This window comes from Jannaschia sp. W003, assembly GCF_025144335.1.
Taxonomy (GTDB): Bacteria; Pseudomonadota; Alphaproteobacteria; order Rhodobacterales; family Rhodobacteraceae; genus Jannaschia.
In genome coordinates this window covers 113,831-130,780 of record NZ_CP083539.1, presented here as the reverse complement: position 1 = coordinate 130,780, position 16,950 = coordinate 113,831, and the positions used below count along the sequence as shown (strand labels likewise).

At 73.0% G+C, this 16,950-nt stretch carries 9 protein-coding genes; 4 read left to right on the top strand and 5 right to left on the bottom strand.

Annotated elements, in window-relative coordinates:
* Positions 1–381: 381 nt before the first annotated feature.
* From K3554_RS00555 to K3554_RS00540, 4 genes are read right to left on the bottom strand one after another with little or no spacing between them, the layout of a single operon-like run.
* Complete coding sequence (locus tag K3554_RS00555; protein WP_259942311.1) at positions 382–1,695, bottom strand: O-antigen ligase; 1,314 nt, start codon at positions 1,693–1,695, stop codon at positions 382–384.
* Positions 1,692–3,296 (bottom strand): GMC oxidoreductase, encoded by a 1,605-nt coding sequence (locus K3554_RS00550; RefSeq protein WP_259942308.1) that lies wholly within the window; start codon positions 3,294–3,296, stop codon positions 1,692–1,694. Before K3554_RS00550 ends, K3554_RS00555 begins: the two co-directional genes overlap by 4 nt.
* Positions 3,284–4,474, bottom strand: coding sequence for a glycosyltransferase family 1 protein (locus K3554_RS00545; RefSeq protein WP_259942306.1), 1,191 nt, complete (start codon positions 4,472–4,474; stop codon positions 3,284–3,286). Before K3554_RS00545 ends, K3554_RS00550 begins: the two co-directional genes overlap by 13 nt.
* A 1-nt stretch (position 4,475) precedes the next feature.
* Entirely contained in the window at positions 4,476–5,432 is a 957-nt protein-coding gene (locus K3554_RS00540) for a sulfotransferase (protein WP_259942303.1), read from the bottom strand.
* A gap of 337 nt (positions 5,433–5,769) precedes the next feature.
* On the opposite strand from K3554_RS00540, the gene K3554_RS00535 reads away from it, so the two are divergent.
* The 3 genes from K3554_RS00535 (at position 5,770) to K3554_RS00525 (ending at position 11,158) form a co-directional block, all read left to right on the top strand.
* Positions 5,770–8,001 (top strand): exopolysaccharide transport family protein, encoded by a 2,232-nt coding sequence (locus tag K3554_RS00535; RefSeq protein WP_259942301.1) that lies wholly within the window; start codon positions 5,770–5,772, stop codon positions 7,999–8,001.
* A gap of 69 nt (positions 8,002–8,070) precedes the next feature.
* Positions 8,071–9,699 (top strand): hypothetical protein, encoded by a 1,629-nt coding sequence (locus K3554_RS00530; protein ID WP_259942300.1) that lies wholly within the window; start codon positions 8,071–8,073, stop codon positions 9,697–9,699.
* A 4-nt stretch (positions 9,700–9,703) separates the two neighbouring features.
* Positions 9,704–11,158, top strand: a complete 1,455-nt coding sequence (locus K3554_RS00525) for an oligosaccharide flippase family protein (protein WP_259942298.1) — start codon at positions 9,704–9,706, stop codon at positions 11,156–11,158.
* Between the two features lie 10 nt (positions 11,159–11,168).
* Here the strand turns inward: K3554_RS00525 and K3554_RS00520 are convergent, their stop codons facing one another.
* Positions 11,169–12,323 (bottom strand): Gfo/Idh/MocA family protein, encoded by a 1,155-nt coding sequence (locus K3554_RS00520; protein ID WP_259942296.1) that lies wholly within the window; start codon positions 12,321–12,323, stop codon positions 11,169–11,171.
* Positions 12,324–12,942: 619 nt separating this feature from the next.
* Here K3554_RS00520 and K3554_RS00515 point away from each other — a divergent pair.
* Positions 12,943–16,923, top strand: coding sequence for a G8 domain-containing protein (locus K3554_RS00515; RefSeq protein WP_259942293.1), 3,981 nt, complete (start codon positions 12,943–12,945; stop codon positions 16,921–16,923).
* Positions 16,924–16,950 lie beyond the last annotated feature (27 nt).

Below are 16,950 nucleotides of genomic sequence, written 5' to 3'. Positions count from 1 at the left end.
TTCATCCGCTCTGTTTGAATGGCCCTGGGGGGGCGGCCGTGTCGGTCCGCCTAATCAAGCTCGCTCACGGGCGATTCAAGGAGAGGGCTCCGGATCGCCCAGGGGGGAACCGCATCCGCGCAGGTTCCTGCCCGGCCGGGCCGCCGGTCTGGGAGAGAATCGGCCGACACGGTCGGCCTCGGGACGATTCGGGGGTGGCGGCGGAACCAAATGCCGGGTAGGAATCCGCCGGGATAAACCATTCCCCTCAAGTACTTCTTCCCTGTCCCTCGCCAGACTTAGGGGGAAATCTGCGAGTTCAACGGGCCGCTGCGTCGTTTTGTCCGGACCCTCCGCGATGCCCGTTCCGGCGATCTGCAGGGGCACTGGCGCCGCCGGATCTCAGCGCCCGGGCTCTTCGATCGGGTCGACCAGCAGCAGGGGCCGGGCGGGCCCGCGCGCCCGCGCACCGGGCGCGGCGATCGGCAGGCTGAGCAGGGCCCCGACGATCAGCAGCATCGACAGGAGCGAGAACGGCATCATCAGACCGGGCTCGGACAGGCTGCGCGCCAGCGTCACCATCGCGAAGCACAGGAAGAAGATGCTCGGCATCCTGCGGGTGCGGAACGCCTGCAGGACCGTGCGCCAGACGCACCACGCGGTCGCCAGCACCATGAGGCCCACGCCGATCAGTCCCTGGTGCACCGCCACCTCGTAGTAGGAGTTGTGGAACGAGAAGGTCGCCCAGGGAGCCTTGTGGAACTCCACGTAGATGCGGTGGGCGGTGGACAGCCCGTCGCGCGGCGTCCAGAAGCCGCCTGCCCCCTTGCCCAGCCAGGGGTCCTTCTCGATCTCGACCGCGGCGTAGTCCCACAGCACCGTCCGGCCCGTCAGCGTGGCGTCCTTGCCGAAGGCCTCGAGCACCGGGGTGATCGGGTCGAACTCCAGCATTGCGAAGGTGCCGTATGCGGTCGCGGTCGTCAGGGCGGCCAGCGCGAAGGTCGCCGCGGCCACCAGCGCCGCGCCCGACAGCGCCGTGACGAGCCGCAACCCGATGATCAGCACCAGCGACCCCGCGGCCAGCAGCACGGCCGTGAGGCTGTTGGAGACCTGGATCAGCACCGCGGCCAGCAGGGCCGTCGGCAGGGCCAGCGGGCGCAGGAGGCGCGCCGGCCCCGTGCGGCCGATGCCGCCGTCGAGCAACGTGCAGATGGCGGCGATCCACAGCATCACCATCGCCATGCCGAAGGCGTTCTTGCTGAGGAAGGCCCCGCGCGCCGCGACCCCGCCCTGCGCGATGTCGACCACGCTGGCCACCGCGTAGAAGCTGGCCGCGATCAGGATCGAGATCATGATGTGCCGCGCCGTGAGCCGCAGCGCGATGCAGTAGCAGATGATCGTGGTGAGGATCATCTGCAGCCCGGACTTGAAGATCAGCGCGGTCTCGGTGCCCCAGCTCAGCGACAGCATCCACCAGATCGGAAACAGCCACAGCACCCAGGATCGCGCCACGAGATCGATCAGCGCGGGCATGTCGCGCACGAACGACCAGAAGAACCACAGCGCCATCGGGTAGAGGATCAGCTCGTCGCCGGGGAACTGCTTGAAGGTCACCAGGAACCAGAGCGTCACGAGGATGTGGTCGCGCCGGGTCTCGTCGATCCGGAGGCCGAAGATGCGCCGGGCGGCGGGGGGGGCGGGGGCGGCGAAGGTCACCGTGCCGCCCGCCCGGAGGCCGGGGCGCGCGCGCGCGCGCGCGCCCCGGCGAGGTGCGCCGCCATGCGCAGCGCCAGCGCCACGATCGTCAGCGTCGGGTTGGCCTGGCTCGCGGTCGGGAAGGTGCTGGCCGAGGCGACGTGGAGGTTGCGGGTGCCGAACACGCGCCCGTCGCCATCGACCACGCCCATCGAGGGGTCGCGCGCCATCCGGGTCAGGCCGATCTGGTGGTAGCCGTCGCGCGCCTGCCCGCGGATCGATTCAGCAAGCGCGTCGCGGCTCCGGGGCATCTCCACGGCGGCGAACCCGTCCCGCTCGAGGAACGGCGCCACGCGCAGGTGCGCGTCCACGAGGCCGTCGATCGTGGCGCGCCCGTAGCGGAAGGCGACGTGCAGCGCGGGCAGCCCGTCCTCGGCCAGGCGGTCGGCCAGCCGGACGTGGCTGTCGCGGTCGGGCAGGTGCTCGGCGTGGTAGACGAGGCGGTAGGCGGCGCCGGGGCGCACGGCCAGCCGCTCGGCGTGGCGGGCGCGCAGGGTGCGGGTGCGCAGCGCCGAGCCGATGCCGCGAAGCCCGCCGGCGGGATCGGCGGCAAGGTTGCGCAGATGCTCCGCCGCCGCGCCGCCGCCGCGGCGGCTGCAGCGGACCAGCGCCTTGGCCGACAGCTCCCCGGAGCGGTGGCCGGGGTCTTCGAGCGGCAGGTTGCGCAGCCAGAAGGCCACGTCGGTGCCGTGCTCGGCGAGCAGAAGGAGGCGCCGCCGCTGGGGGTCGGGGCCGCCCGCGCGGTGGTAGCGGAACGCCGCGGCCGCGGCCGGGTCGCGGGGGCGGACCGTCGCGACGGAGCCGGTCAGGTGCCCCGCGTAGCCCCGCCCGAGCCAGGCCGATCCCGCGAACCGGCCGGGCGCGGCGCGGGCCTCCAAGAGCAGGAGGCGGGCGACCTGCAGCCCGCCGCAGGCCAGCGCCACCGCCTCCGCCCCGACGGCGCGCGTGCCGCCCCCGCCTGCGGCGGGACGCAGGCGCACCGCGCGGACCGCGTCCCCCGCCTCGCTCCAGTCGAGCCCCACGCCCTGGGCCCCGAGCAGCAGGTTGGGGCCGTCCGCGCCGTGCAGGAGCCGTCGCCGCAGCCCGGGGTCGAGATCGGTGCCGACCAAGCGCTCGACCCGGTCGAGGTGGATCGCGCCCTCCGGGTCGCGGGGCCAGCCCGCCGGGTGGGGGGCGTCGAAGCGGGGGGTCGCGCCCAGCCACGCGGAGGCCGCGCCGATCCAGGCGGCATAGTCGTCGGCCGCGATCGGCCAGCCGCCGAGGCGCCCGGGCCGGTCGCGCAGGTCGTCGGGCTCCAGCGGGATGCAGCGCCCGCCCCAGAGCCCCAGCGTTCCCCCGAGACCCTGGCGCACGGTGCGCGCGTCGGCGTCGTGGGGCACGCCGTCGGGGATGTCCGAGGTGACGGGCGCGGGGGAGGGCAGGGCGCCGCCCCGTTCCGCGAGGAGGACGCGGAGACCAGCGCGCGCCGCGGCGTCCGCCAGTGTGCAGCCCGCCGCGCCGGCGCCCAGCACCAGGAGGTCGTAGCGGCTCCGCGCCGCGGCCTCGAGCGTCACCCGGCCCATGACCGGCCCCGCGCCCATTGCCGCCGCGCCAGCCCCACCGCCTTGCGGGCCGTCACCGCCGCCGAGGCGGCCTTCGGCCCCCCGCGGGCCCGCGTCCCGCCGTCGTCCCGGAGCCGCGCGAGCCTTCCCGCGACCGAAGCGTCGCCGAAGCGCGTCACGGCCCGCGCGCGCCGCTCCGCCGCCTCGGCCCGCGCCGCCGCGGGCGCGGCCAGCCAGGCGTTCAGCCGAGCCGGGGCGTCGGCCGGCGCGGCGTAGTCCGCGAGGTCTCCGAAGGTGGGGGCGAGCTTCGGGTCGAGGAGGCAGGGCCGCTCCATCAGGATCGCCTCGGCCACGGTGCGCCCGAAGGCCTCCACCCAGTCGGGGTGGTGGTGGTAGACGAAGGCGTCGAGCCCCTCGAGGAAGCACCGCGGCGAGAGCGTGCCGAAGGGCAGCACCTCCCAGGCGTCGGCGGCGGGGCCAGCGAGGGCGATCGCCTCGGGCGCCGCGCCCATGACCCGCGCGCGCCAGCCCGGACCGGGGGCCAGCGGCGCGGTCACGTCCGCGGCGGTGGCCGGCCATTTCAGCCGGTCCGCGCGTCCGTGGCGGCCGACCACGGCCGCGACCTCGCCGCCCGTGCCCGAGAAGGCGGGCCGGCGCGCGCGCCACGCCTCGGGGTCGAACACGTTGTGCCAGTCGTCGGCGGTCAGTGCGATCAGCGGCGCAAAGGCGCGGAGCTGCGCCCGGATCAGCCCCGAGACCGGCGCCCAGCGGGGCCATGCCCCGAACGCCCGGCGTACCTGCAGCGCGACGCCGGCGGGGTTGTACTCCAGCGAGCCGTCGCCCCGGAAGGGCGGGTGATGGGCGACCAGCACGGTGCGGTCCGCCGCGATCGGGCGGGCCCCGCGCGGGGGCGCGGCGAAGGTCATCGGGTTGTGGAGGAAGGCGGTCTCCGCCGGGGGCGCGGGGCGGCCGTCGGGGACCAGCGCGACGCCGGCGAGGTCCAGCAGGGGGACCAGCACCGCGGCGATCCCGCCCTGCTCGTCGTCGAGGAAGGCGGAGCGCACCGGCATCAGCGCGACCGACAGTCCGAGCGCGGAGAAGGCCCGCACGTCGGCGGCCAGCGCGGCCGAGGTGCCCCCGGTGAAGCGCAGGTCCGCGACCACGAGGACGTCCACCGCTCCGGGGTGCGCGGTCGCCACCCTAGCCCTCGAAGCCCGGCCAGACCTGCGAGAGGTCGCGGCCCAGCAGGTCGGAGAGGCCCCGGTTGCGGTCCGAGAGGTGCCGCCGGAGATAGGACGCCGTCTCCTCGGCGACCGGGGGCGCGCGGGTCGCCGTCAGCAGCACCGGGTGGGCGTGGCGGAACCAGCGGCGGTGCATCCGGGCGCGCAGCGCTGCGCGGGGCGTGCGGTCGGCGTCGAAGTGGTTGCGGTACTGCCGCGCCGCGATCCGGCGGCTGATCCGGTTGAGCAGGAGCTGCAGCCGGGGATTCGACGGATAGAAGGTGCGGTTGTGCCAGCCGTCCTCGTGTCCGACCCGCAGCGGCGCGGCGCCGAGGAACGCGCACAGGCCGTCCATCACCCCCTGGCGGTCCGCCAGGAAGTCCTCGAACAGGCAGACCCGCACCCGCTCCGGCCCGAACAGGTCGAGGTAGCGGCGCAGCGGGGCGAGGTAGGTCGAGCAGAGGATCAGGTTGGGGTGCCGGCTCAGCGCCGTCTCGAGGCCGCAGACGGCGCGGCCGCGGGTCACCATGTGCCAGTACTGCGAGCAGGCGCGCCGCACCGGGTCGCGCAGCATGAAGATCAGCTTCGCGTCCGGAAGGACCCGGGCGATTCGCTCCGGTGCGACGGGCGAATGGAGGTAAAGCGTGGAGTCCTCCCCGACCAGCGGCCGGTCCGCGAGTGCGGCGAAGCGGCCACGGTACCAGTCCAGGCCCTCGGGGGTGTCCGGATCGTACCAGTCGAGCCCGCCGCGGCCCGCATGGAGGAAGTCGGGATGCGCGATCGGATCGTCGGCGTCGAAGAAGTGGACCTCGTCGTCGGGGATCCCGATCTCGGGGCTGGAGCCGAGCAGGAAGTGCACGGAGGTGGTTCCGCACTTCGGCGCGCCCCCGATGATGAAATCCGGGAGGCGGCCCTTGGTTTCGACCCTGCCGTCCATGACACCTCGGTTGGTGGGACCCGTGCGGTCGCGCGAGCATAGGCCAGCCGGGCCCACCGATCCAGCCGAACCACACCGCGTCCGCGGATTGCGCGCCGGGCCCGGATTTTCTTGCGACGTAGGGTAAAGAGCGCCAGACTGATCGCAATTCTTACCCGGGCACGGGTCCGCTCCCGGATGCGGACCGTTCGGTCATCACTCCGCGGGCCGGCGCCACGGCCCGCGAACACCAGCTTGCCGGGCTCGCTCCGGACGGGTCGGCGTACAGGCGGCACGGCGCGCCCCCCGGGCACGCCGTGCCGCCGGCTCCGGAGCCGGCGCATGCGGAGGCGCGTGGATGAACTACGACGGCATCAACGCCCGCAACGTCATGCCGGTGCCGCGCGCCGAGCCCGCGGACGCGTCGCCCGGCCTGCGCCTCGAGGACGTCGCGCGGGTGCTGCGCCGGCGGGCCGTGCTGCTCGCGGCCTGCGTGCTCCTGGCGATCGCCGCCGCGGTGTACCTGATCTCGGTGACCACGCCGCGCTACGTCGCCTCGGCCGAGATGCTGCTCGGCGGCGACCAGTCCGGCGACCGGGGCTCGCGCGACCTGCTCGACGAGCGGACGCTCAACGATTCCGCCCTGCAGGGCGAGATCGCGGTGCTGACCTCCACCGCGCTGCTCGCGCGCGTCGCCGACCGGCTCGACCTCGACCAGAGCCCCGAGTTCAACGTCGCCCTCCGCCCGCCCGCCGAGCCGGTGCCGGTGGTAGACGCGGCGAAGGACTGGCTGCGGTCGATCCTGCGCCCGCCGGCCGATCCCGCCGACGAGGACGTGCCGGACGCCGATGCGGCCCCCGCCGAGATTCCCGCGCTGCGCAGCGCCGCCGAGGCGGGCAACCGGATGCTGGGCGACCTCGGGCCGATCGTGGGCAGGCTCGCCCGCAGCCTGCGCGTCGCGCAGCAGGGCACCTCCTACGTGGTGCGGGTCACTGCCAGCTCGGAGGACCCGGTCACGGCGGCCGCGATCGCGAACGCCCTCGTCGACGAGTACGTGGCCTTCACCGGGGACCGCCGCTTCGCTGCCGCGGTCCGCTACACCGGCTGGCTCGAGACCCGCGTCACCGAGCTGGCCCGGGCGGTCGAGGACAGCGAGACCGCGGTGCTGCGCCAGAAGGCGCTCGTGGAGAGCGACGTCGACAACGCCGACCGTCTCGCCCAGCAGATGCAGGAGATGACCAGCAAGCTGGTCGACGTCCGCGCCGCGCTGTCGGAGACCGAGGCCCGCGCCTCGGAGGCCGCCAAGCTCCTCGCGGAGGAGGGCACGACCGCGGCCGCGGGCGTGCTCGAGTCCCCGGTGCTGGCCGACCTCGACGTGCGCATGTCCGAGCTGCGCCGCGAGCGCGAGGAGGCGCGGCGCGGCTTCGCCGACGACAGCCGGCAGCTCGCCGCGCTCGACGCCGACCTCGCCTCACTGGAGGCCGAGATGGCCGCCGAGGTGGAGCGCGTGATCGAGGAGCTGCAGGCCCTGGCCCGGGTCCAGCGCATCAACGCCGACGCGCTGCGCGCGAGCCTCGCGGCGCTGGAGCGGCGCTCCGTGGAACGCTCGCTGAGCGACATCGAGATCAACCAGCTCGAACGGATCGCCGACGCGAACAGGCGCCTCTACGAGGACTTCCTCGACCGCTTCAAGCAGTCGAGCGAGATCCAGAACCTGCGCCGGTCCGACGCGGAGGTGATCTCGTTCGCCTCGCCGCCCGGATCGCCCTCGACGCCGCGGACCAAGCCCACGCTGGTGCTGGCGGCGGCGAGCGGTCTGTTCGTCGCCCTCGGGCTGGCGTTCCTGCTGGAGCTGCTGCCGGACCGGGTCGCCACCGCCGAGGACGTGCGGCGCGCCACGCAGTTGCACACATTCGGCGAGCTGCCGCGCCTGCCGGCGCTGCGCCGCGCCAAGGCCCTGGCCGCGCTGCTGCGCACCGACCGCGACCTCGCGCGCCTGTCGGGCGTCCTGAGGCGGAACCTGACGCTCACGCTGGGGCGGGACGTCCGGTCCGCCCTCCTGGTCGGCGACCGGTCCGGCGGCGACAAGAGCATGACCGCCGTGCTGCTGGCGCACACCCTGGCCGACGCGGGGCTGAACTGCCTGCTGGTGGACGCCGACATCCGCGGCGCGGCGCTCAGCAAGCGGCTCGCCGATCCCGAGGCCCGCGGCCTGATGGAGGCGCTGCACGGCGAGGTTCCCCTGCGCGAGGCCATCCACCGCGTCGACGAACTGCACCTGTCGTTCTTGCCCTGCCGCGTCAGCGGCCTCGACCCCGAGGCGCTGTTCGGCACCGCGAAGGCCGAGGAGCTGTTCGGCTGGATGATGCGCCATTACGACGCGGTCGTCATCGACGGCCCGCCGCTCAACGAGGCCGCCGACCTCGTGACGCTGCCGTCGGCGCTCGACGCCACGCTCTACGTGGTGGCCGCGGGCGAGGCGAAGCGGAAGGACGTGACGGCCCGCGGCGCGCTGTTCCGCAAGCTGCGCACCGAGGTCGAGGGGGCGGTGCTCACGCGCCGGCCGCGCCGGTCGCTGAGGCGGGCGTGACGCGTTGACCTCTCCGAGCCGCCAACGTTCCCGGGGCGCCGCGCCCCGTCCGAGCCGGAGGACACCCGGATGACGGGGTCCGCGCGCGGCTTCGACCTGGCGCTCGCCGCAGCGGTGACCGTGCTCGGCGCGGCGCTCGCGTGGGGTCTGGTGGGGGGCCTTCCGCTGATCGGCATCGACGACGCGTCGATCACGCGGTCCTACTCCGAGAACATCGCCGCCGGGCATGGCTACGTCTACAACGTCGGGGGCGAGCGGGTGGAGGGGTCCACGACGCTGCTCTGGGCCCTGGGCGTCGCCGGGCTCTACCTCCTCACCTCCGCGCCCGAGATCCTGATCGTCACGGCGTGCGCCGCGCTCGCGTGGGGCGCCGTGTTCTGCGCGCTGCGCACCGCCCGTCACCTCGCCGAGGCCGAGGGCGGTCACGGCAGCGTCGCGGCCGGCACCGTCGCCGCCTTCCTGGTGGCGGCGCCGGGCTACTTCGCATGGGCGGTCTGGACGATGATGGAGCTAGCGCTCTGGTCGGCGTTGATCGCTTGGCTCGTGCTGACGCTGGTGCGCGGGGCGCTGGGGGCCGCCGCGCCGCTGGGGCCGCTGCTGGCCGCCGCCCTCCTGCTGCCGCTGGCCCGGCCCGAGGGCGTGGCTGTCGCGGTGGGTCTGCTGGCGCTCGCGCTGATCGTCGCTCCCGGCGGGCGCGGGCGCATCGCGGCGGCGATCGGGGCGGCGCTCGTGTCCTTCGCCGCGGTGACGGCTTGGCGCCTCAGCTACTTCGGCCAGCCCTTCCCGAACACCTTCTACGCCAAGGTCTCCTCGGACCGGATGCAGGACCTGACCGACGGCGCGAAGTACACGCTCGGCTTCCTGCTGGGCAGCCCGTTCGCGGAGCTGCTGTTCGTGGCCTGGATCGCGGGCGCCGCCTGGATCGCCGTACGCTGGCTGCGGGACCGCCGGCGCGGGGCCGCGCTGCTGATCCCCGCCGCGGCAGTGTTCGGCTTCCTCGCGATCTACTCGGCGCTCGGGGGCGATCACTTCGCGCTCTGGCGCTTCTTCCAGCCGATCCAGCCGCTGCTCCCCGTCGCCGCCGCCGTGGGCCTGGCGGTCGCCGTCGGCCGCGCGGCCCCGGGGCCGCGCGCGCTGGCGCTTCCGGCGGCGGCGGCAGTGGCGGGCCTCGCGCTGGTGGGGTGGCCGCACTACCACCAGGCGCGGTTCGACCTGCGCAAGGAGTTCGTGCTCAACGCGCAGGGAATCGACTTCGGCACCTTCCTCGACGGCGTCGCGCCGCGACCCTCCGTCGGCGTCGGACCCGCGGGGGGCATCGCGCTCAGCTACGACGGCCACATCTACGACCTGCTCGGCCTGAACTGGACCGAGATGGCCCACGCGAAGCCGATCAAGGTCGGGATGCGCAACCACGCGAGCTTCGACAAGGCGACCTTCTGGGCGCACGAGCCCGAGGTGGTGGCGATCTTCAACCGCCCCTGCGGCGAGGGCGACACCCAGCCGTTCTGGGCCAGCAACGACGACGCCTTCGACGACCTGTTCGAGGACCCGCGCTTCCGGTCCGGCTACCGTCCGGTCCGCTTCCGCGAGGCGGGGGCGTGCTGGCCCGCCTTCGCCCGGCCGGACTGGCTGCGGGCGGTCGGGTCCGATCCCGCGGTCGAGGTCCTCGAGTGGACCGCGGTCGAGCTGATCAACTGACCCCATGAGCGCCCCGGCCGAACCATCCGAAGCGGCCCCGCCCCAACGCCCCTTCTTCCTGAACGTCGGCGCGCTGGTCCTGTCGCGGGGCTTCGTCGCGCTCTCGCAGATCCTGATCCTGCCGATCCTCGCGCGCCTGCTGTCGATCGCCGACTTCGGGGTGATGGCCCTGGCGATGACGGTGGTGGTCCTGGCCGGGACGATCAGCGACGGGGGCTTCGGCCGCTCGCTGATCCGCACGCGCCGGGTCGACCGGGCGGAATGGTCCAGCGTCTTCTGGCTGCTCGTCGCCATCGGGGTGGGGCTGGCTGCGGCCGTGCTGGCGGCCGCGCCGCTGCTGGCGGCGTGGTTCGACCAGCCGCGGCTGCTGGCGGCGATGTGCGCGCTGGCGGCGCTGCCGCTGCTCCAGGCCGCCACCGCCGCGCACAACGCAGAGATCGAGCGCCGCGAGCAGTACGGCGCGCTCGCCGCGCTGCAGGCGGCGGCGGCGGCGGCGGGCATGGCGGCGGCGGTCGGGCTCGCCCTGCTCGGCGCGGGGCTCTGGGCCCTGGTGGCGCAGCAGCTCGCCCTCGCCGGGATCCGCGCGGCCGGGATCGTGGCGCTCTCGCGGTTCCGACCGGCGGCGACCTTCTCGCGCGGGCACCTGACCGAGCACCTGCGCTTCGCCCGCGACACCATCGCCACCTCGCTGCTGAGCGTGATGCGGCTCCAGGCGACGACGCTCGTGATCGGCCGGGTCCTCGGGCCGTTGCCGCTGGGGGTCTACGCGATGCACCAGCGCTTCGCGCGCCTGCCGCAGTTCGGCCTCGCCGGCCCGGCCTCGGCGGTGGTGTTCGTGCGCATGGCCCGCGCGCGCGACGACCCGCCCCGCCTGGCCCGGACCTATCTCGCGTCGGTCCGCCTGCTCGCCACGGTGCTGCTGCCCGGTCTGGGCGGGGTCGTCGCGGCGGGGCCGGTTCTCTTCCCGGCGATGCTGTCCGAGAAGTGGAGCGCGGTGGCGCCGGTGTTCGCGCTGGCGGTCCCGGGCGTGGCGCTGGAGGCGGTGACGATTACCACGCTGGTCTGCGTGTTCCGCGCCACCGGCCGCACCGACGTGCAGGTCCGCCTCACCGCCGAGGGGACGCTGCTCTGCGTGGCGCTGGTGCTCGCGGCGTCCTCGTTCGGCCTGCTGGCCGTCGCGGCGGCGATCTCGGTCTGGGCGCTGGCCTACGTGCCGCGGGGCTGGGCGCTGGCCCGCCGGATCATCCCCCTGGGCTGGGGCGAGGCCTTGGGCAGCGTGGCGCCGGCCCTCACGGCGGCGGTCGGGGCGGGTCTCGCGATACGCTTCGGCACGGCGCCGCTCGGACTGCCGCCGGCGATGGACCTCTCGCTCGCCGCGCTCGCGACGCTGGCCGCCTACCTGCTGCTCGCGCTGGCCGACCTACGGGCGCTGCGCGGGGCAGTCTCCGTCTTCCGCTAGGGGCCTCTGGTCAGCCGATCGCACCGTCGTCCCACAGCATCGACGCGACCGGACCGGGCGCGGAGCGGGGCACGTACTCGGCGCCGAACCGCTCCGGATGCTGCATGGCCAGCGACACCTCGGTGATGTGCAGCGAGAACTCCCCCGCCAGCCGCGGCACCCGTCCGGCGCGGATCGCCTGCGCCATCTCGGCCACGCCGAGCGCGAAGTCCATGTGGTAGCCGCGCCGCGCCGTGGAGATCCGCCGCCGGTGCACGGGCTTGAGCACGCGCCCCCCGTCCCAGCCCAGCGTCTTGCGGGCCAGCCGCCGGGCGCGGCTGTCGGCCACGGGCACGGACCGGATCTGCGCGCTGAAGTCCCAGGTCTCGTCGACCTCAAGGACGCCGTCGTCGCAGAACACGCGGAACCGGTGGTCGTGGGGCGCGACGATGCTGTTCGTGAGCCGCGCCATGACGCCGTCGTCGAAGCGCAGCACGGCGCAGCTGAAGTCCGGCGTGGCATAGGGCTCCGGCGTGTCCGGACCCTTGTCGGGGATCAGCAGGCCCACGCCCGTCACCATGTGCCGCACGGGGCCGAACAGGCCGACCAGCCAGGTCAATGAGTAGCCCGCATGTTCCAGGGTGCAGCCGGTGCGGAACTCGTCCTCGGCGGGCCAGGGCGCGCCGCTGCGGGTGCGCCAGTTCTGGTAGCCGATGCGGTGCACCAGCCCGTCGTCCATCTCCGCGTAGACCAGCCGAGGGCGGCCGCGGACCTGCTCCACCACCGCGCGGCGCAGGGTCTGCGCGGCCTCGCCCAGCAGGCTCGACGGCGCCGAGACGACGTGCCGCCCGGCCGCATCGGCCTGCGCCACGAGCTCGCGAGCGCCGTCCAGCGTCAGCGCGAGCGGCTTCTCCGAGTAGACGTGCTTGCCGGCGGCGAGCGCCCGGCCCGTGATCTCGTGGTGCTGGTCGGGATTGGTGAGGTTGACCACGATCTCCACCGCCGGATCGGCCAGCACCGCGTCGAGGTCGTCGTAGGTCGGGACGCCGTGGAAGGCGGCGTAGGTGGCGAGGCGGTCCCCGCGCCGGTCGAACACGCCGCGCAGGTCCAGCAGCTCGGTCCAGTTCCGGAGCGTCTGCACGTAGAGGTCGGCGACATAGCCCACGCCCACGAAAGCGATGCCCACGGCTCGCGTCGCACGTTCCCCTCCCCCCGGCATTCACCCCCCTGCGCGGACAGACTTCCCCCGCGAGCCTCCGCGCTGCGGGCCGCGTTGGCAAGCCTCGTCCGCGGCACGTCCGGCCGCCGCACGGTGGCCAGAGCCCGCCGGAGCGCCCTCTTGCCTCCCCTTAGGTCAAGCTCCGAATCGGCAGGTTCCTGCCGTGGGGGCAGTTTTCCCCGAGAAACGCCGATCGGGGCGCCATTCTGTGCGGTCGCGCGAGAGTCCGACCGGAACGGACGGGGGAGGGTTCGCGGGTGTGCGGGGAACGCGGAGGGCGGTTTTGCGGGGAACGAATGGCGGCGGGAAAAAGCCTAGCGGCAAGGCGCTGATTTACCCTCCGTAAAGAAACGGTCGGCATGCACCCCGCTCGATTGTCCCTTAGGTGCCGACACCGGACCAGCCGGGCCATCCGCATGCCCCGGCACCGCCCAACTTGGCCGATATTGGCACAAAGAACCGAGCAGCAACTGATCTCCGGAGACGCACAGAAATGGCATCGATAGTGCAGGACCTCGTCGGGGGAGGGAAGACGACCCTCTCCGAGGCGATCTCGCAGCAGGACGCTGCTATGCATCACGGTCACATGTCGGCCCACACGGGCAACGAGAACAAGCAGGCAGACCATTCCCTGCTCCTGAACCTCATGCCCAAGGCCTCCGACGCAGGCACCTCCGTCGCGGTCAATGGCGGATCGTGGTTCGACCCGAACACCTGGGCGAACGGGAAGATTCCCGCGACCGGTGCAAGCGTCTACATACCAAAAGAAATCTCCGTTGTATACGACGATGTGAGCGATGCGCGCCTCGACCGCGTGGGCGTCGACGGTGAGCTGCACTTCGCGGTGGCGACCGACACCAAGATGGTGGTCGACACGCTGCTGACCGGCCCGACCTCGGTCCTGACCGTGGGCGTCGACGGCAACCCGGTCCGGGAGGGCGTCACGGCCGAGATCGTGATCCACCGCGACAACGGCTCGATCTTCGACGCCGAGAACGATCCGGGACAGCTCAGCAAGGGGGTCGTGACCCACGGCTCGGTCAGCATCGTCGGCCAGGACAAGGCCGATCACGTCCGCGCCGTGGTCGACCCCATGGCGGGCGACCGTAAGATCGTCCTCGATGGCGCCGAGGGCTGGCAGGTCGGCGACAAGATCGTCGTGGCCGGCACCAAGTTCGTGGGCGACAACACGTTCCAGGACGAGGTGGTCTCGATCACCGGCATCCAGGCACTGTCGGGCGGCCGGGTCTCGGTGACGCTCGACCAGGCCCTCCAGTACGACCACAGGACGCCCGACGACCTGAACGGCACCAGCTTCCAGGTTCCGGTCGCCAACTACACCCGCAACGTGGTGATCGGCACCGAGATCGACCCCTCCGCAGAGTTCGGCGACGGCAAGACCGTCCCGATCGAGGAGCGCGGGCACGTCATGTTCATGCACAACGGCGACGTCGCGGTGAAGAACGCGGAGTTCGTCGAGCTGGGGCGGACCGACAAGTCGGAGCTGCTCGATACCGACGGCGGCACCAACGTGGGCGGCCGCTACGCGCTGCACTTCCACCGGACCGGCGACGCCGACGCCTCGGTCGCCGAGGGCAACGCCGTGTGGGGCAGCCCCGGCTGGGGCATCGTCCACCACGACGCCAACCTCGACGTGATCTCGAACGCGGTGTTCGGCGTGAACGGCGGCGCCATCATCGCGGAGGCCGGCAACGAGACCGGCACCTGGTCCGACAACATCACGATCCATACCACCGGCACCTACAGCACCTTCAACCCGGTCCACAGCGGCAAGGGCGTGGAGCACGTCGGCGGGCGGATGCAGATCCTAAACGACTCCTTCACCCAGGGCATCGGCTTCGGCTTCAAGTCGCGCACCGTCGAGGCGCACGACAACGTCGCCGTCAGCTCGAACGGCGCGGGCTACTCGTTCTGGCCGATGGGCAACGGCGACGGCATCTCCGACATCGACCCGGACACGGCCGCCTTCGAGGACGTCAACGGCTACAGCCAGTTCATGGGCCGCGAGACCGCGACCCTGTCCGAGGTCCCGCTGCGCAGCTTCGACAACAACGAGGCGCTGGTGGCCCACGTGGGCTTCACCTCGACCGCGAAGAAACGGCCCACCGAGATGGACGTCCCCAGCATCATCGACGGCTTCGTCGGCTGGGAGGTGAACGCCGGCGTGCTGGGCATCTACCAGGGCAACTACCTGATCAAGAACAGCAGCTTCGTCGCCACCGAAGGCGGCATGACGAACCTGCACAACGGCCTCAACAACGTCGCCAAGGCGACCACCGGCATCGTCGGGCACACCTTCGTGGAGCTGGCGGTCGTGGACAACGACTTCCGCGGCTTCGAGAAGGGCATCTTCAGCGACACGTTCGGCACCTCCGACACGCGCCCCCTCGCCGACGTCGTCTTCGGCAACACCTGGGAGGACGTGGCCGAGGTCTACGACTTCGAGGGCCTGTCCTCGCAGTTCCGCTTCCGCGACGACTCGGCGAACGCGCTCGACAAGCTGGACATCGGCCGCCTCGAGGCCCGCGTCGTGAGCCATACCGACGCGATGGCGAACTGGTGGGACACCGTCGAGATCGTGGTCGAGAAGACCGACGCGATCGGGACGACGACGGTCGAGATGTCGGACCGCAAGTTCTGGGACGACAACGCCGCCTATCAGGGGGTCTACCTCGAGAACGGCAAGTACTACATCCTGGTCGACGTGCCGGTCTCCGACCGGGTGACCGGCAGCGTGATGTCGGCCGAGGCCGCGATTCGGCTGGACTTCGTCACGGGCAAGGACGACCTGCCCGCGGGCACCGTCGTGCACGGCGCGCTGCCCGACCGCATCGGCCCGGACGGCGTCAGCGACTTCGTGCTGCTGGACCTGCGGGAGATCGGCGTGCAGGGCAACCAGCTCGACGCGCCCGAGGTGGTTCCGACCCCCAAGCCCGCGCCCGCGCCGGAGCCGGCGCCCGAACCCGCCCCGCAGCCCGAGCCCGAGCTTGCACCGGAGCCCGAGCCCCAGCCCCAGCCCCAGCCCCAGCCCCAGCCGGAGCCTGAACCCGCCCCGGAGCCCGAGCCCAAGCCTGAGCCGCAACCCGAGCCCACGCCTGAGCCGGCCCCCGAGCCCGCACCTGCGCCCGCACCGGAAGAAGAGGTTTCCGCGCCTGCGCCTTCGGGCGGCACGGAGGTTCTGGCGAGCTCGGTCCTGCGCCTCGAGGCCGAGGACCTCGTGCTCGAGAACTACGCGGTGGACAGCAAGTCCGCGGCGTCGGGCGGCGCGGTCGCCAAGCTCGTCGACAAGGGCGTCGGCGTGGCGCGCGCCTCGACCACCTTCGAGGGCGGCAGCGGCAGCTACGACGTGAGCCTGACCTACTTCGACGAGAACGACGGGCAGGGCGAGGTCTCGGTGCTGGTCGACGGCGCGGCCGTGGGCACCTGGGCGCTGGACCGCGACGACAACGCGCTGCACACGGTGACACTGGAGGGCGTCGCGCTCGAGCGCGGGCAGACCGTGACGATCGAGGGCCGGAGCGACGCCGGCGAGCGCGCCCGCGTGGACGCGATCGAGATCGCCACCGCCAACGGTGCGCCGACGCCGGAGCCGGAGCCCGCGCCGGAGCCGACGCCGGAGCCGGCCCCCGAGCCGGAACCCGCACCGCAGCCGGAGCCGGAACCGACCACTGAGCCCGAGCCGCAGCCCGAACCGGAGCCGACGCCCGAACCCTCGCCGGACGCGCCCGACGCGATCGGTCAGGTCGGCCGCATCGAGCTGCAGCGCGCCGCGAACGGCGACGGTTGGGTCAAGGTCTCGTTCGACGACGTCATCGAGAACGCGGTCGTCGTCGCCGGTCCGCCCACCAGCAACGGAGGGGAGGGCGCCGTCGTCGAGACGCGCAACGTGACCGACACGGGCTTCGAGATCCGGATCCAGGAATGGGACTACCTCGACGGTGCGCACATGTTGGAGACGGTGGGCTGGATGGCGATCGAGGCCGGCACGCACGAGTTGGCCGACGGTCGCATCATCGAGGCGGGCAGCGGGTCGCTCGGCGCCAAGATCGGAAGCATCGCGTTCGCGGCCGATCACGCAGCGGGGCCGGTGGTGCTGGCCCAAGTCCAGGGCGGCTCGGATGGGCGACCCCTCACGGACCGCATCGACAACGTCACGGAGGACGGCTTCGATATCCGCCTCCAGGGCGAGGAGCGGCTGGGTCGCGGCGCCGCCGAGGGCGAGTTCGACTGGATCGCCGTGTCCCGTGGCACGGATGGCTCCGGCCCGCTGGTCGGCGTCGCCGACAACCTGATCGGTCACAAGCAGGAGTTCGTCGACTTCGACGGCACGATGGAGAGCGAGTTCGTGTTCCTGGCCGACATGCAGACGGCCAACGGGTTCGACACGGCGGCGCTTCGTCTCGCGATGCTGGAGCGGGGCCGCGCGAACGTCTTCGTCCAGGAGGAGCAGTCCGCGGACAAGGAGACGAGGCATCACAACCAGGAGGCGATCGGCTTCGTCGCCATCGAGACCGGCGTGATCTACGAGAACGACTGGATCGCCTGACCCCAGGCGGGGCGGCCCTGCGCCGCC